Below are 14417 nucleotides of genomic sequence, written 5' to 3' on the forward strand. Positions count from 1 at the left end.
CCTCCACAGGGACAGACGCACGGGGGTGCCGCCACGGAGGGAACCGCTATGCGTTCAGGTACGCGAGGACCGCGAGGACCCGGCGGTTGTCGTCCTCCGACTGGGGCAGGCCGAGCTTGGCGAAGATGTTGTTGATGTGCTTGCCGACGGCCTTGTCGGTGACGAACAGCCGGGCGGCGATCGCCGCGTTGGACCGGCCCTCCGCCATCAGCCCGAGGGTCTCCCGCTCGCGCGGGGTGAGCGCCGCCGTCGGGGTGCTGCGGGCGAGGAGCTGGGAGACGACCTCCGGGTCCATGGCGGTGCCGCCGCCGGCGACCCGGCGGACCGCGTCGACGAACTCGCCGACCGTCGCGACCCGGTCCTTCAGCAGATACCCGACGCCGCCGCGGCGATCGGAGAGCAGCTCACGGGCGTACAACTGCTCCACGTGCTGCGAGAGGACCAGCACCGGCAGGCCGGGCACCGCGGCTCTCGCGGCGATCGCGGCCCGCAGTCCCTCGTCGGTGAAGGTGGGCGGCAGCCGCACGTCGACGACCGCCACGTCCGGCCGGTGCTCCACCAGGGCGGCCTGCAGCGCCTCGCCGGTCTCGACGGCCGCGACGACCGTGAAGCCGTAGGAGGTGAGGAGGCGGATCAGCCCGTCGCGGAGGAGGGCGAGGTCCTCGGCGATGACAACGCGCACGGCAGCTCCATGGTCAGCACGGTGGGACCGCCCGCGGGACTGTCGACGTGCAGGCTGCCGTCGAACGCTCCCAGGCGGCGCGCGACACCGGCCAGCCCGGAGCCACCGCCCGGTGCGGCGCCGCCGGTGCCGTCGTCGCCGACGGTGATGTAGAGCGCGTCCCCGAGATGCGTCAACGATACCCAGGCCGTCGATGCGTGCGCGTGCTTCGCCACGTTCGCCAGGGCCTCGGCGACCGCGAAGTACGCCGCGGACTCGACCGGCGCGTCGGGCCGCCGCCCGTCGAGGTCGGCGTCCACCCGCACCGGGATCGGCAGCGTCAGCGCGAGCGCGCGGATGCCGCCGTCGAGGCCGCGCTCGGCGAGGACCGGCGGGTGGATGCCGCGGACCAGGTGCCGCAGCTCGGCGAGCGCGAGCGAGCTCGCCTCCCGCGCCTCCGCGATGAGCGCCTGCGCGGCGGCGGGGTCACGGGCGACGAGGTCCTCGGCCATGCCGAGGCTCATCGCGAGGGACACGATCCGTGCCTGCGCGCCGTCGTGCAGGTCCCGCTCGATCCGGCGCAGCTCCGCGGCCTGCGCGTCGACGACCTGCGTCCGGGTCTCGGTGAGCCGGTCGACGCGCCGGGCGAGGGCGGCGCCGCGGGTCGGGCCGAGCAGCAGCCGGTCGAAGTGCGCCAGGCCCCACAGCAGCCACGGCCCGGCGTACAGGGCACCGGCGGTGACCAGGGCACCCTGCGGCGGGACGCTGAGCATGTCGAGGGCGTCGGAGATCGGCCAGGTGACGCCGTAGCCGTACCAGCCGGTGGCGGCGTCGATGATGACGGGGATCGCGAGGAACCCCTCCAGGCCGTACGCGAGCAGCACCGGCCCGGCGACGCCGAGGAGCAGCCCGACGGGCGCGCCGGTGAGCAGCCACAGCAGGTCACGCCACGTCGCCGGGTCGCGGACCAGCCACAGCCACCGCCGCGGCGTCCCGATCAGCGCGCCGTCCGGCAGCGGCCGGTACGGGCTGGGGATGTCGACCCACGACCAGGCGCGCGCGGCCCGCCGGTGCAGGTCCGCATACGTCCGGACGAGCATCGCGACGAGCGGCGCCACGACCAGCCCCAACCCGATCACGGTCAGCGCCAGCGACACCACGGACAGCACGAGCAGGGCGAGCTTGACCGGCGGCGACAGCAGCCCCAGCAGGGCCACCCGGCCGATCGCCAGGACGCCGGTGCGCACGAACGCCTTCACCCTCATGCTGCCATTCTCGCGGCGGCGAGGGCCGGGGTCAGTGGGCTTAACCCTACTGTCGGGTGGTCTGCCGGGCTCTGGTGAACGCGACGTCGGGGGTCGCCAGGTAGGACCACGGCCAGCGGGTCACCCGGTCGCCGAGCACGTCGAAGCGTTCCGCGGCGGCCGGCCGGTCCCCGTTGAGCGTGAACGCCATCGCGAACGCGTTGTCGGCGGCCGCCCAGCCGGGACGCCGCTCGTAGCGGTTGTGCCGCACGGACCGGTCCGCGGCCAGCCGCAGCCGCTCGCCGACCTCGGGGCTGCGCATGTACTCGCCGTCCTCGCCCTCGGGCAGGTCCAGCCAGTGCTCGATGTGCGCGTCGGCGACGAGGACCCCGAGCGGCGCCCCGGCCGGCGCCCCGGCGGCGGCCTCCTCGGCGAAGTCGTGCATCAGCTCGTGCGAGCCGCTCCACTTGCGGCACAGCGCCTGCAGCATGTGCGAGTGGGCGTCGCGGTGCCACGGATACCGGCGGACCGCCTCGTCGAACCGCCGCCGGGTCTCGTCCAGCCCGACCTGCCGGGCCCGGCCGAGCGTGACGAGGCCGACCCACGGCGTGGCGTCGTCGCCGTCGAGGCCGGTCGCGTCGTCGAGGCAGTCCTCGGCGACCTTCAACCGCTGGAAGAACACCTTGAACGCGTCCTCGCTGACCGTGACGGCCCGGCCGTTGCCGCGCGCCTGCCACGCCCGGTCGATCGCATACAGACCCTTCACCGTGAGCGGAGTGGCCGTCCTCGGATCGGCGCTGATCCACTCGTCGATCCAGGCGCCGTCGCCGGCGTGCTCGCCGAGAGTCCGGCAGTAGAAGTACCGCACGTCTGGGTGCTCGACGTCACGCAACGTCTCCGCGGCCGCCTGCCAGTCGCCCCGCTTCGCCGCCGCGATGAGCCGCGTCGCCTCGGGGTCGCCCTGCGCGGGGTCGAGCTCCAGCCGCTCGACCCTCGTCGCGGCTCTTCGCCGGAATGGCCACATCGAAACGTTCCTTCCCCCGTTGCGGTCGATCGCCTGCGAACTATAGGGTCCCGTTCGCCGCGGACGCTATCGCCGCGGTGACACAGGGAAGGACCGCCGATGGCCGTCGCGGGGCGCGCCTTCCTGTCGCTCGTCATGCTCGCGGGCTTCTACGTCCTCGCGCTCGCGCAGTTCGCCGCGGGCCTCGCCCTCGCCGTCTGGGTGGCGAGCATCACCACCGGCTTCATCGGCACGAAGATCGGCGTCGCCGTCTTCATCGGCACAGTGTGGGCGGTCGGCTACGGCACGTGGAAGGCGCTGCGCGACGACGCCGCCGGCCCGCACCCGCCGCTGTCCGCCCGGGTCGACGCCATCATGGCCGCGCCCGAGTCGTCGGACCTCATCGACCGGACACCGGCGGCCGGGCTCGTCACCGACCTCGGCGCCGCCGGCCGCGCCCTGCAGGCCCGGGCCATGCAGACCGGCGGCGCGGTCGTCCTGCCGTGGGACGAGTTCCTCGCCGCCACCAGTACCGCCGACCTGCAGGAACAGTCCGACGCGATGCTGCGCTCCTTCAGCCGCGCCGTCGGCCACCCCGTGCCGGACGCCGGCGCCGTGCTGGACCTCATCGCCGCCGGCCACCTCGACGAGCTCGCCGGCCCGCTCTTCCCCGACGCGACCCGCCGCGAGGCCCGCACCCGCTTCGCGGCGCCGCTGGAGACCCTGCTCCGCCTGGCCGCGGTCCGCTCGGGCGTCGCCCGCTGGCAGCACTCCTGGACCGGCCCCACCCGCCTCCTCGACCTGTTCGGCGCCCGGCTCGACCTGTCCACGGCCGCCGACCTCGCCTGCGACCCCGCGACCCTGCCCACCGCCCGCCGGCAGCTGCACGCCCGCGGTGTCGACGTCACCACCGCCCGCCACGTCCGCCGGCGCGTCGGCACCGAGCACGCCGGCATCCTGGCCGACATCACCACGGCCGTCGTCGACGGGTCCCGCGCCGACGTGCTCATCCTCAGCCACGGCCTGCTGCTGATGCCGGGGATGCCGCGGTACAAGACGGGGATGGCCCGCTACCGCATGCGCCGCTGGCTCGCCGAGGGCGACGCCCGGCAGCTCGCCGCGACCCCGGGCAGCCGCTTCATCCCGTTCGAGGAGATCGCCGCCGCCGAGCGGACCACGAAGCTCCGCTTCCGCTGGACCCTCACCTTCCACGACGGCACCGTCATGGAGCTGCGCAACGGCCCCCAGAGCGAGCAGCACGCCAACGCCGAAGCCGCCTTCACCGAGGCCATGCGCGACGCCACCACCTGACGCGGTGGTCCGACGCCGAGCGTCCGCACGCGGAGGAAATGTTTCAGGTGTAGAGGCGGCGGCCGTAGCTGTCCTCGGCGTAGTACGCCTCGAGGTCCTCGACCGATTCCGTCGCGCCGTGGACGGTCTTCACGAGTCTGGCGTGGGAGGGCAGGGCGTCAGGGGTCCAGGTCGAGGGTTTCCACAGCTGCGAGCGCATCAGCGACTTCTGGCAGTGCAAGAAGATGGTGTCGATGTCGACGACGAGGGCGAGCAGCGGCCGGTGGCCCTCGACGACCATGGTGGAGAACCAGGGGGCGTCGGTCAGCAGGCGGGCGCGGCCGTTGACGCGCAGGGTCTCGCGGCGGCCGGGGATGAGGAAGATCAGGCCGACGTGCGGGTTGGCGAGGATGTTGCGGAAGCCGTCGACGCGGCGGTTGCCCGGTCGTTCGGGGATCGCGATCGTACGATCGTCGATGACGTGCGTGAAGCCGGGCGGATCGCCCTTGGGCGAGACGTCGCAGTTGCCCTCGGCGTCGGCGGTGGCGACGAGGACGAAGGGGGACAGCGCCAGCCAGTCGCGGTCGGTCCGCACGAGCGCGGCGCGTTCCTTGGTCACCGCCCTGGGCATCGGCGGCCCGACCAGGGCTTCCAGCTCGGCGATCGACGTGATCCGCATGATCCCAGCATATGGCGCGTAACAAGCTGTAACAGTGAAGATATTGTACGGCCGGACGTGTGCGATTAGCGTCGGCTCATGACCGGACACACCTCCGAAGCGGACGCCTACCGTGACGACCGCGCGCACGTCTTCCACTCCTGGTCGGCGCAGCGGGCGCTGGACCCGGTCGTCGTCACCGGCGGCCTCGGCAGCACCTTCTGGGACGCCGCCGGCACGCGGTATCTCGACTTCTCCTCGCAGCTGGTGAACCTCAACCTGGGGCATCAGCATCCCCGGGTCGTCGCCGCGATCCAGGAGCAGGCGGCGCTGCTGTGCACGATCGCGCCGAGCTTCGCCAACCCGACCCGCAGCGAGGCGGCGCGGCTCATCGCGGAGGTGGCGCCCGGCGACCTGTCACACGTGTTCTTCACCAACGGCGGCACCGAGGCCAACGAGCACGCGGTGAAGATGGCCCGGCTGACGACCGGCCGGCACAAGATCCTGGCCGCCTACCGGTCCTACCACGGCGCCACCACCGGATCGATCACGCTGACCGGCGACCCGCGCCGCTGGGCCAACGAGCCCGCGATGCCGGGCGTCGTGCGCTTCTTCGGCCCGTACCCCTACCGCTCCTCCTTCCACGCGGACAGCGCCGAGCAGGAGACCCAGCGGGCGTTGGCGCACCTCGAGGAGGTGTTCACGTTCGAGGGGCCGAACACGATCGCCGCCGTGATCCTGGAGTCGGTCGTCGGGACCAACGGCATCCTGGTGCCGCCGCCCGGATACCTCGCCGGGGTCCGCGAGCTGTGCGACCGGCACGGCGCGCTGCTCATCTGCGACGAGGTGATGAGCGGGTTCGGCCGGTGCGGGGAATGGTTCGCCGCCGACCACTGGGGCGTGGTGCCGGACCTGATCACGTTCGCGAAGGGCGTCAACTCCGGCTACGTGCCGCTCGGCGGGGTCATCCTCGGCGAGAAGGTGTATGACACGTTCGCCGAGCGCCCGTTCCCCGGCGGACTCACGTACTCCGGCCATCCCCTCGCCTGCGCCGCCGCCGTCGCCACCATCGAGGTGATGCGCGACGAGCGGATCCCCGAGCGGGTCAAGGACCTCGGTGAGCGGGTCGTCGGCCCGCGCCTGGAGAAGCTGCGCGACCGGCACCCGTCGGTCGGCGAGGTCCGCGGCCTCGGCCTGTTCTGGGCGATCGAGCTGGTCCGCGACCGCGACACCCGCGAGATGCTGGTGCCCTACAACGCGTCCGGCGCCGCCGCGAAGCCGATGGCCGACGTCGTCGCCGCCTGCAAGGCCCGCGGTGTCTGGCCCTTCACGCACTTCAACCGGCTGCACGTCGTCCCGCCGCTGATCATCACCGAGGAGGAGCTGCTGCAGGGCATCGACGCGATCGACGACGCCCTCGACGCGGCCGACGCGCACGTGGCGTGAGCCCCGCGAAGGCCGTCAGGAACACCTACTACCTGCTCACCGCGGGCAACACCCTCGCCGGGTCGCTCATCTGGGGCATCAACACGATCTTCCTGCTCGACGCGGGCCTGTCCAACCTGGCGGCGTTCGCGGCGAACGCCTGCTTCACCGCCGGGATGGTCCTGTTCGAGGTGCCGACCGGCATCGTCGCCGACCTGTGGGGGCGGCGGGCGTCGTTCCTGCTCGGGACCGTGACGCTCGCCGCCGCCACCGGCCTGTACGTATGGCTGTGGCGGCTGCACGCGCCGTTCCTGCCGTGGGCGGTCGTGTCGCTGCTGCTCGGTCTCGGCTTCACGTTCTTCTCCGGCGCGGTCGAGGCGTGGCTCGTCGACGCCCTCGCCGCGACCGGCGACACCGGGCCCCTCGATGCGGTGTTCGCCCGCGGGCAGGTCGTCGGCGGCGTCGCCATGCTCGCCGGGTCCGTCGCCGGCGGGTACCTCGCCCAGCTGACGAACCTCGGGGTGCCGTTCCTCGTCCGCGCGGGCGTCTACGCGCTGATGTTCGCCGTCGCCGCCGTCCTCATGCGGGACCTGGGGTTCACCCCGGACCGGAGCCTGCCGCCCGTGCGGCGGATGCGCCGGATCGCCGCGGACTCCGTCGAGTACGGCTGGCGGGTCCGGCAGGTCAGGCTCCTCATGCTCGCCGCCCCCTTCACCGGCGGCGTCGGCGTCTACGTGTTCTACGCGCTGCAACCGCACCTGCTCGACCTGTACCGCGACGACACCGCCTACGGGATCGCCGGGATCGCGGCCGCCGCGGTCGCCGGCGCGCAGATCACCGGCGGCCTGCTCGCCGAACGGATCGGGCGGCTGTTCCCGCACCGGCTCACCGCCTACCTCGCCCTGGAAGCGGCCGGCGTCGTCGCGCTCGCCGGGCTCGGGCTCGCCGGGCAGTTCTGGGCGGCGCTCACGCTCATCGTGGTGTGGGCGCTGCTGGGCTCGGCCGGGATGCCGCTGCGGCAGGCGTACGTCAACGGTCTCATCCCCTCCCGGCAGCGCGCCACGATCCTGTCCTTCGACTCACTCATGGCCTCGACCGGCGGCGTCGTCACCCAGCCGGCGCTCGGCCGGGTCGCCGACGTGTGGGGCTACCCGGCCTCGTTCCTCGTGTCGTCAGCGCTGTCCGCGTGCGCCCTGCCGTTCCTCGCCAGGGCCCGCAGGGCGGCTCAGGACTGACGGCGGCGGCGCCTGGCGAGCACGACCCCGGCCGCCGTCACCAGCACCGCGATCATCGTCATCAGGCCCAGGGGCGCGCCGGTCACGGGCAGCCTCCCCGCCTCGGCGCGCACATCGGCGGCGACGTCCACGGTCGCGTCGTGCGCCGCTGCGTTTCCGGCTGCGGCGTCGGTACCGCCACCGCCACCGCTGCCCCCACCCCCGGTCTGGCCTCCGGCCGGGGCGGCAAGCCCGGCGGAGGTGTCGAGGCCGGACCCGGAACGGCCGCCCGTGCCATTGTTCGTTCCGGTGTTCGTGCCGGTGCCGACGGACACCGCGGTGCCGACGGTCACGAGCCCGGGCACTGCGGCGCCCGCTGCCACCGTGGTGCCGGTGCCGGTGCCCGATCCGCTGGTCGCCCCGGGGTTGCCCGAAGTGCCGGACCCGCCCGCCGCGCCAGAACCGCTCCCTGTGCCCGAACCGCTCCCTGTGCCCGAACCGCCTCTGGTGCCGGAACCACCGCCGCCGGTGCCAGAACTGCCGCCGTCGAAGGTGCGGCCCATCCCGCCCATCATCGTCGCCACCTGCTGCCCGGCCCGCAACGACGAGGTGCCCGGGTCGTCCACGACCCCGGTCGCCTCGATGCCCGGGACGCGCGGGAAGGTGACCCCGGAGGCGTAGCCGAGGCGGGTGTGCAGCTCGGACCGGTTCAGCCCGAACGCCTTCACCCGGATCCGCACCCAGCCGGGTGGCGGCGACGGGGTCGGGACCTCGACGACCCGCAGATTCTCGACCGGCTCCGGGCCGGACAGCACAACCGCGCGCACACGTCAGCGTAGCAACGGCTACAGTGCGGCGTGCTCACTGTGATCGAGCGACTGCGCGCCGCGGGTTGCGTGTTCGCCGAGGACGAGGCGGCGCTGCTCGCCGAGGCCGCCGCCGGCGACGGGGCCGCCCTGGACACGCTCGTCGAGCGGCGGGTGCGGGGGCATCCCGTGGAGTACCTCGTCGGGTGGGCGTCGTTCGCGGGCGTCCGGTTCAGCATCGCCGACGGGGTCTTCATCCCGCGCCACCGGACGGAGCTCCTCGCCGTCACCGCCCGCGAGATGATCCACAGTGGACAGACGGTGCTCGACCTGTGCTGCGGCACCGGCGCCGTCGGCGCGACCGCGGTGCGCGGCAAGGAGGACGTCCGGCTCGTCGCGGCCGACATCGACCCCGTCGCGGTCGCCTGCGCGCGGCATAACCTGCATGCGGCGGAGGTGTACGAGGGCGACCTGTTCGACGCGCTGCCGCACGACCTGCTGGGGCGGGTCGACGTGATCCTGGCGAACGTGCCCTACGTGCCGACCGGTGAGATCGCGTTCCTCCCCGAGGAGTTCCGGGTGCACGAGCGGCGGGCGGCGCTCGACGGTGGCGACGACGGCCTCGACGTGCTGCGGCGGGTCGCCGTGCGTGCGCCGCGCTGGCTGACGGGTGAAGGGCGGCTGCTGACCGAGGCCGGCGACGCCCAGCTGGACGCCGCGCACGAGGTCCTGCGCGACGCCGGGCTGACGCCCCGCACCGTCACCGACGCCGAGACGGAGACCAGCATCGTGGTCGGCAGTATGAGCCGGACGATATATCCATAGGCGTCGAATCGATGGATATCATCCTCCCCATCATCCAACTCGTTGGGGAGGCTCCGGATGGTAAGAAGGGTTCTGGCGGTCCTGACCGCCGTCATCGCCGCCCTCGGCGTCCTGCCGGGCGTGGCACACGCCCAGCAGGACGTCGTCGGCGGCACCCGAGCGGCGCAGGGCGAGTTCCCGTTCATGGTGCGGCTCTCGATGGGCTGCGGCGGCGCGCTGTACAGCCCGCGGCTGGTCCTCACCGCCGCCCACTGCGTCGGCGGGACCGGCACGAACACCGGCATCACCGCGACGCTCGGCGTGGTCGACCTCCAGTCGACGACCGGCCGGATCCAGGTGAAGTCGAACTACGTGTACCGGGCTCCCGGGTACAACGGCAACGGCAAGGATTGGGCGCTGATCCGGCTCGCCTCGCCCGTGAGCGGCATCGCCACGCTGCCGATCGCGACGAACACCACGTACGACACCGGCACCTTCACCATCGCCGGGTGGGGCGCGGCGCGTGAGGGTGGCGCGCAGCAGCGGTACCTGCTCAAGGCGACCGTGCCGTTCGTGCCGGACTCGACCTGCGACAACTCGTACCCCGACCTGATCCCGGGCGACGAGATCTGCGCCGGGTACGCGGCCGGCGGCACCGACACCTGCCAGGGTGACTCGGGCGGCCCGATGTTCCGCCGCAACGCCTCCAACGCCTGGATCCAGGTCGGCATCGTCAGCTGGGGCAACGGCTGCGCCCGCCCGAACTACCCCGGCGTCTACTCCCAGGTGAGCACCTTCGCCTCGGCCATCGCCTCGGCGGCGGCCAGCCTCGGGGGTTGAGAGACACCGGAGGGGGCCCGATGTCGGGGCCCCCTCCGGCCGGCAGCGCGAACGGTCACACCTGCATCGCCACGCGCTGGCCGAGCTCGTGGCTGATCCGCTCGAACGTGCCCGCGTTCTCCTGCTTCTGCACCAGGTTGGTCTGCAGGATCTGCGCGCACTGCATCTCGCCCATGAGCAGCGCCTTGTCGATCAGTCCGCGGTAGCCGGCGATGCCGAAGTGGGCGAGCTTCGTCTCCGCGTCCACCGCGTAGATCTCCATCGCCTCCGCGGACGGCCGCTGCCCGACGAACGCCTGGAACTCCGCGCGCATCCCGTCGAGCGTCGAGCACGGCACCTCGGCCGGCTCCATCTCCATCATCGCGAAGCACGTCTCGATGTTCTGGATCTTCTGCTGCCCCTGCTGCTGCTGGGCGCGCAGGATCTGGGCGAGCGGGCTGTGCTCGGCCTTGCCGAGGATCTCACCGACGAGGTGGTTGCTCTTGCGCTCGGCGTCGTACATGCCGGACAGCTCGTAGAGGAACAGGTCCGACGGGTTGTCGATGGTCATGGGGTTTCTCCTGCCTGGAGGTTCCGGACGGGGGCGCAGCTACCCGGCGCTGCAACTTTCACACCGTTTCGAGGCGCGACCTGCGGCGCGGCCATGACATCGTTGACGGTTACTGAAGCGCTTCATATGTTGCCGCCAACCCCTAGGAGGCAACCCATCATGAGGACGCGGATCACCCTCGCGGCGGCCCCAGTACTGGCGGTCGCGCTGGCGGTCGTGGTGTCGGTGCTCGTCGCCGTGCAACCGGCGTCGGCGGCGACCGGCTTCACCGTCAGCAACGGCCGCCTGTACGACGCCAACGGCGCCGAGTTCGTCATGCGCGGCGTCAGCCACGCGCACACCTGGTACCCGACGCAGACTGCCACGTTCGCCAACGTGAAGGCGCTCGGCGCGAACAGCGTCCGGGTCGTGCTCGCCACCGGCGACCGCTGGACGAAGAACGACACCGCCGACGTCGCCAACGTCGTGTCGCTGTGCAAGGCCAACCGGCTCATCTGCGTCCTGGAGGCGCACGACACCACCGGCTACGGCGAGCAGAGCGGCGCCGTCACCCTCGACAAGGCCGTCGACTACTGGCTCAGCGTCAAGAGCGCGCTGCAGGGCCAGGAGAAGTACATCATCGTGAACATCGGCAACGAGCCCTTCGGCAACAACGCCGCCACCGTCGCCAACTGGGCCACCGACACGAGCAACGCGATCAAGCGCCTGCGCAGCAACGGCTTCGAGCACACCATCATGGTCGACGCGCCCAACTGGGGGCAGGACTGGTCGTTCACCATGCGCGACAACGCGGCCGGGGTGTTCGCCGCCGACCCGATCAAGAACACCGTGTTCTCGATCCACATGTACGGCGTGTTCGACACCGCCGCGGAGGTCAACGACTACCTGAACAGGTTCGTCACCGCGAAGCTGCCGATCGTCGTCGGCGAGTTCGGCTTCAACCACTCCGACGGCAACCCCGACGAGGACACCATCATGGCGACCGCCCAGTCGCTGAGGATCGGCTACCTCGGCTGGTCGTGGAGCGGCAACGGCGGCGGCGTCGAATACCTCGACATGGCGACCGCGTTCAACCCGGCCCAGCTCACCAGCTGGGGTGAGCGCATCTTCAACGGCGCCAACGGCATCAAGGCCACGTCGAAGGAGGCGACCGTCTACGGCGGAGTGACGTCCCCGACGCCGTCGCGGTCGGTCTCCCCGTCGCCCTCACGTTCGGTGTCCCCGTCGCCGTCACGGTCGTCCTCCCAGCCGCCGACCGGCGGGTGCAAGGTCGCCTACGCCGTCGTCGGGCAGTGGCCGGGCGGGTTCCAGGGCGAGGTGAAGGTGACGAACACCGGCACCGGCGCGATCAACGGCTGGACGCTCGCCTGGAACTACGCGAACGGCCAGGTCCTCACCCAGGCGTGGGGCGCCACCTACACCCAGGCCGGCGCCGCGGTCACGGCGACCGGCGTCAGCTACACGGCGAACATCCCCGCTGGCGGCACCGTGAGCTTCGGGTTCCTGTCCAACTGGAACGGCACGAACACCGCGCCGGCCGCGTTCACGCTCAACGGAACCCGTTGCGCATGAGCGGCTCGGGCCGCAGCGCAGCGGCGGCGGCTTGACGTAACCTCGCCGCGTGGACCCTGTGGTGATCGTGGGGGCGGGACCTGTCGGTGCCGCCTCCGCGATCCTGCTCGCCCAGCGCGGCGTGCCCTGCGTGCTGCTGGACCGCTACGGTTCGCCGTATCCGCTGCCGCGGGCCGTCCACGTCGACGACGAGGTCATGCGCATCCTCCAGGAGCTCGGGGTCGCCGCCGCGTTCGCCGAGGTCAGCCGGCCCGGGCTCGGGCTGCGGCTGCTCGACGGCCGGCACCGGGTCATGGCCGAGTTCCGCCGCGACCCCGCGCCCGGCCCGCACGGCTGGCCGCAGGCCAACATGTTCGACCAGCCCGATCTGGAGCGGCTGCTGCGCGCCCGTGTCGCGGCGTTGCCGCTGATCTCCTTCCGCGGCGGGGTCACGGTCACCGGGGTCACCTCGACCTCCGTCACCCTGCACGACGGGACGGTGCTCGCCGCGTCGGCGGTGCTCGGGTGCGACGGGGCCAACAGCACCGTCCGTTCGCTGATCGGGGCGGACCTGGAGGATCTCGGGTTCGAGGAGCGGTGGCTGGTCGTCGACGGCGTCACCGGCCGTGACCTCGACGCGTGGGGCGGCGTGCACCAGGTGTGCGACCCGCGCCGCGCGGCGACCTTCATGCAGTTGGGGTCGCGTCGGTACCGGTGGGAGTTCCGCCTCCACGACGGCGAGCCCCCGGTCGACGTGCCGGCGCTGCTCGCACCCTGGCTCGCCGGCGTGTCCGTCACCGTGGTGCGGGAGGCCGAGTACACGTTCAAGGCCAGGCTCGCGTCCACGTGGCGGCGGGGGAGGGTGTTCCTGCTCGGCGACGCGGCCCACCAGACACCGCCCTTCATCGGCCAGGGTCTCGGCGCCGGTCTGCGGGACGCCTACAACCTGGCCTGGAAACTGGCGTCCGGCGACGTCGCGCTGCTCGACTCGTACGAACGCGAACGCAGACCGCACGTGAAGGCGCAGATCCGGCTCGCCGTCGTCGCCGGCTGGGCGATGACCGGGGGGCAGGACCGCGCGGCGGCGGTGCGGCGGGTCGTGCTCGGCGCGATCTGGCGGCTGCCCGGGCTCAAGGGCCTCGCGCTGCGCTCCACCAGTCCGCCGCTGCGGGGCGTCGGGCCGCTCGTGCCGCAGCCGTCCGTGGTCCATCACGGGCGCACGGTGCCGCTGGACGAGGCGCTCGGCCCCGGCTGGGCGCTGCTGTGCCGGCCCGGTGCCGTGTTCCAGCACGGCGGCGCCCGGGTGATCGTGGTGACCCCCGCCTTCGACCCGTCCGGGGCGCTGCGGCGGTGGATGGGGCGGCGGCGCGCGCTGCTGATCCGGCCCGATCGGGTCGTAACCCGGTTGCGGCGTGGCGGAGAATGGGACGGCGATGGACCATCAGCAGCTCGTCAAGCTCAGTAAGCGGATGTCGAAGGCGCTGCGGCACGACCCCGCGCGGGTCGGCCTGACCCTCGACCCGGGCGGCTGGGTCCCGGTCGATGCGTTCCTGTCCGCCATGGGCGTGTCCCGGGCCGACCTCGACGAGGTCGTCGCCGGCAACGACAAGCAGCGGTATGCGGTGCTGGCCGGCCCCGACGGGGTCGAGCGCATCCGGGCCAGCCAGGGCCACTCGGTCCCGGTCGACCTCGGCCTCACCCCGCGGGAGCCACCGGAGGTGCTCTTCCACGGCACCGGCGCCGCGGCGCTGCCGTCGATCCGGGAGACCGGGCTCAACCGCGGCGGCCGCCACCACGTGCACCTGTCGCCCGACACCGCGACCGCCCGCCGGGTCGGCACCCGCCGCGGCGGCGCCGTCGCCGTCCTCACCGTCCTCGCGGGGGAGATGGCCCGCGCCGGGCACGTGTTCTACGTCTCCGGCAACGGGGTGTGGCTCACCGACGAGGTGCCGCCCGCGTTCATCCGGCTGTGAGTCGTCGCTCCAGGAGCTTCGCCAAGGGGATCGACTCGCCGTCCCGCGCGCCCTCGCCGACGATCAGCCTGGGCGGCTGCGGCTGCGGCGTCACACCCGTCAGCCAGCCCGCCGCGCTCGGCGGCACCAGCAGGGAGTAGTAGCGGCCATCGTCACCCACCGCTATGCTGCGGTCACTGTTGAGGTACCAGCCGCGCAGGGGCGTACGGTAGGAGCGTCCGCTGTAGGAACGGGCACGCAACGGCTCGACCGGCACATTCCTCGTCCGGGCGTCGGCCACGAACTGCTCGATCAGGGCCGTCGCCTGCTCCGCCTCCGCGGCGCGGCGCCGGTCGAGCTCGGCTCCGTGGTGCGCGACCGCGCGGGCCCGCTGCTGCTGCCAGTCGTCGTCGGTCACC

At 72.7% G+C, this 14417-nt stretch carries 15 protein-coding genes; 8 read left to right on the forward strand and 7 right to left on the reverse strand.

The window, feature by feature from the left end; translation table 11 throughout:
* Positions 1–46: 46 nt before the first annotated feature.
* The 3 genes from ABZS58_RS29675 to ABZS58_RS29685 are packed head-to-tail and all read right to left on the reverse strand — an operon-like array spanning position 47 to position 2929.
* Positions 47–682, reverse strand: a complete 636-nt coding sequence (locus ABZS58_RS29675; protein WP_354786512.1) for a response regulator transcription factor — start codon at positions 680–682, stop codon at positions 47–49.
* Positions 634–1926, reverse strand: a complete 1293-nt coding sequence (locus ABZS58_RS29680; protein WP_354786513.1) for a sensor domain-containing protein — start codon at positions 1924–1926, stop codon at positions 634–636. Before ABZS58_RS29680 ends, ABZS58_RS29675 begins: the two co-directional genes overlap by 49 nt.
* Positions 1927–1972: 46 nt before the next feature.
* Positions 1973–2929: a hypothetical protein gene (locus tag ABZS58_RS29685; protein WP_354786514.1), complete on the reverse strand. Its 957-nt coding sequence runs from the start codon at positions 2927–2929 to the stop codon at positions 1973–1975.
* A gap of 99 nt (positions 2930–3028) precedes the next feature.
* On the opposite strand from ABZS58_RS29685, the gene ABZS58_RS29690 reads away from it, so the two are divergent.
* The gene (locus ABZS58_RS29690) at positions 3029–4219 is read left to right on the forward strand and encodes a hypothetical protein (protein ID WP_354786515.1); all 1191 of its coding nucleotides are present in this window, start codon (positions 3029–3031) and stop codon (positions 4217–4219) included.
* A 43-nt stretch (positions 4220–4262) separates the two neighbouring features.
* Here the strand turns inward: ABZS58_RS29690 and ABZS58_RS29695 are convergent, their stop codons facing one another.
* Positions 4263–4877, reverse strand: coding sequence for a pyridoxamine 5'-phosphate oxidase family protein (locus tag ABZS58_RS29695; RefSeq protein WP_354786516.1), 615 nt, complete (start codon positions 4875–4877; stop codon positions 4263–4265).
* Between the two features lie 78 nt (positions 4878–4955).
* On the opposite strand from ABZS58_RS29695, the gene ABZS58_RS29700 reads away from it, so the two are divergent.
* Both ABZS58_RS29700 and ABZS58_RS29705 read left to right on the forward strand, forming a co-directional pair.
* A complete protein-coding gene (locus tag ABZS58_RS29700; RefSeq protein ID WP_354786517.1) occupies positions 4956–6302 on the forward strand; it encodes an aspartate aminotransferase family protein in 1347 nt (448 codons plus the stop codon).
* Positions 6299–7516, forward strand: coding sequence for an MFS transporter (locus ABZS58_RS29705; protein ID WP_354786518.1), 1218 nt, complete (start codon positions 6299–6301; stop codon positions 7514–7516). Before ABZS58_RS29700 ends, ABZS58_RS29705 begins: the two co-directional genes overlap by 4 nt.
* Here ABZS58_RS29705 and ABZS58_RS29710 read toward each other — a convergent pair.
* Complete coding sequence (locus tag ABZS58_RS29710) at positions 7507–8322, reverse strand: alcohol dehydrogenase catalytic domain-containing protein (RefSeq protein ID WP_354786519.1); 816 nt, start codon at positions 8320–8322, stop codon at positions 7507–7509. The genes ABZS58_RS29705 and ABZS58_RS29710 overlap by 10 nt on opposite strands.
* A 30-nt stretch (positions 8323–8352) precedes the next feature.
* Between ABZS58_RS29710 and ABZS58_RS29715 the strand changes: the two genes are divergently transcribed.
* Together ABZS58_RS29715 and ABZS58_RS29720 are read left to right on the forward strand one after the other, a co-directional pair.
* Entirely contained in the window at positions 8353–9126 is a 774-nt protein-coding gene (locus tag ABZS58_RS29715) for a putative protein N(5)-glutamine methyltransferase (protein WP_354786520.1), read from the forward strand.
* A 57-nt stretch (positions 9127–9183) separates the two neighbouring features.
* A complete protein-coding gene (locus tag ABZS58_RS29720) occupies positions 9184–9945 on the forward strand; it encodes a serine protease (protein WP_354786521.1) in 762 nt (253 codons plus the stop codon).
* A gap of 55 nt (positions 9946–10000) precedes the next feature.
* Here ABZS58_RS29720 and ABZS58_RS29725 read toward each other — a convergent pair whose 3' ends face one another.
* On the reverse strand, positions 10001–10495 hold the full coding sequence (locus tag ABZS58_RS29725; protein WP_354786522.1) for a DUF892 family protein: 495 nt from the start codon (positions 10493–10495) through the stop codon (positions 10001–10003).
* A gap of 159 nt (positions 10496–10654) precedes the next feature.
* Here ABZS58_RS29725 and ABZS58_RS29730 point away from each other — a divergent pair, with 159 nt between their 5' ends.
* From ABZS58_RS29730 to ABZS58_RS29740, 3 genes are read left to right on the forward strand one after another with little or no spacing between them, the layout of a single operon-like run.
* Positions 10655–12067, forward strand: coding sequence for a cellulase family glycosylhydrolase (locus tag ABZS58_RS29730; RefSeq protein WP_354786523.1), 1413 nt, complete (start codon positions 10655–10657; stop codon positions 12065–12067).
* Positions 12068–12116: 49 nt separating this feature from the next.
* A complete protein-coding gene (locus tag ABZS58_RS29735) occupies positions 12117–13511 on the forward strand; it encodes a bifunctional 3-(3-hydroxy-phenyl)propionate/3-hydroxycinnamic acid hydroxylase (RefSeq protein WP_354786524.1) in 1395 nt (464 codons plus the stop codon).
* On the forward strand, positions 13480–14019 hold the full coding sequence (locus ABZS58_RS29740) for an RNA 2'-phosphotransferase (protein ID WP_354786525.1): 540 nt from the start codon (positions 13480–13482) through the stop codon (positions 14017–14019). The genes ABZS58_RS29735 and ABZS58_RS29740 overlap by 32 nt, the downstream gene beginning before the upstream one ends.
* Here ABZS58_RS29740 and ABZS58_RS29745 read toward each other — a convergent pair.
* Positions 14006–14416: a hypothetical protein gene (locus ABZS58_RS29745; RefSeq protein WP_354786526.1), complete on the reverse strand. Its 411-nt coding sequence runs from the start codon at positions 14414–14416 to the stop codon at positions 14006–14008. The genes ABZS58_RS29740 and ABZS58_RS29745 overlap by 14 nt on opposite strands.
* Between the last annotated feature and the right edge of the window lies 1 nt (position 14417).

Source organism: Dactylosporangium sp. NPDC005555 (assembly GCF_040605635.1).
Lineage (GTDB): Bacteria > Actinomycetota > Actinomycetes > Mycobacteriales > Micromonosporaceae > Dactylosporangium.

Bases quoted from the DNA above. Each gene is read 5' to 3' on its own strand.
- ABZS58_RS29680 (WP_354786513.1), bottom strand. From the start codon at position 1,926: ATGAGGGTGAAGGCGTTCGTGCGCACCGGCGTCCTGGCGATCGGCCGG.
- ABZS58_RS29730 (WP_354786523.1), top strand. From the start codon at position 10,655: ATGAGGACGCGGATCACCCTCGCGGCGGCCCCAGTACTGGCGGTCGCG.
- ABZS58_RS29690 (WP_354786515.1), top strand. From the start codon at position 3,029: ATGGCCGTCGCGGGGCGCGCCTTCCTGTCGCTCGTCATGCTCGCGGGC.
- ABZS58_RS29685 (WP_354786514.1), bottom strand. From the start codon at position 2,929: ATGTGGCCATTCCGGCGAAGAGCCGCGACGAGGGTCGAGCGGCTGGAG.
- ABZS58_RS29700 (WP_354786517.1), top strand. From the start codon at position 4,956: ATGACCGGACACACCTCCGAAGCGGACGCCTACCGTGACGACCGCGCG.
- ABZS58_RS29725 (WP_354786522.1), bottom strand. From the start codon at position 10,495: ATGACCATCGACAACCCGTCGGACCTGTTCCTCTACGAGCTGTCCGGC.
- ABZS58_RS29695 (WP_354786516.1), bottom strand. From the start codon at position 4,877: ATGCGGATCACGTCGATCGCCGAGCTGGAAGCCCTGGTCGGGCCGCCG.
- ABZS58_RS29720 (WP_354786521.1), top strand. From the start codon at position 9,184: ATGGTAAGAAGGGTTCTGGCGGTCCTGACCGCCGTCATCGCCGCCCTC.
- ABZS58_RS29740 (WP_354786525.1), top strand. From the start codon at position 13,480: ATGGACCATCAGCAGCTCGTCAAGCTCAGTAAGCGGATGTCGAAGGCG.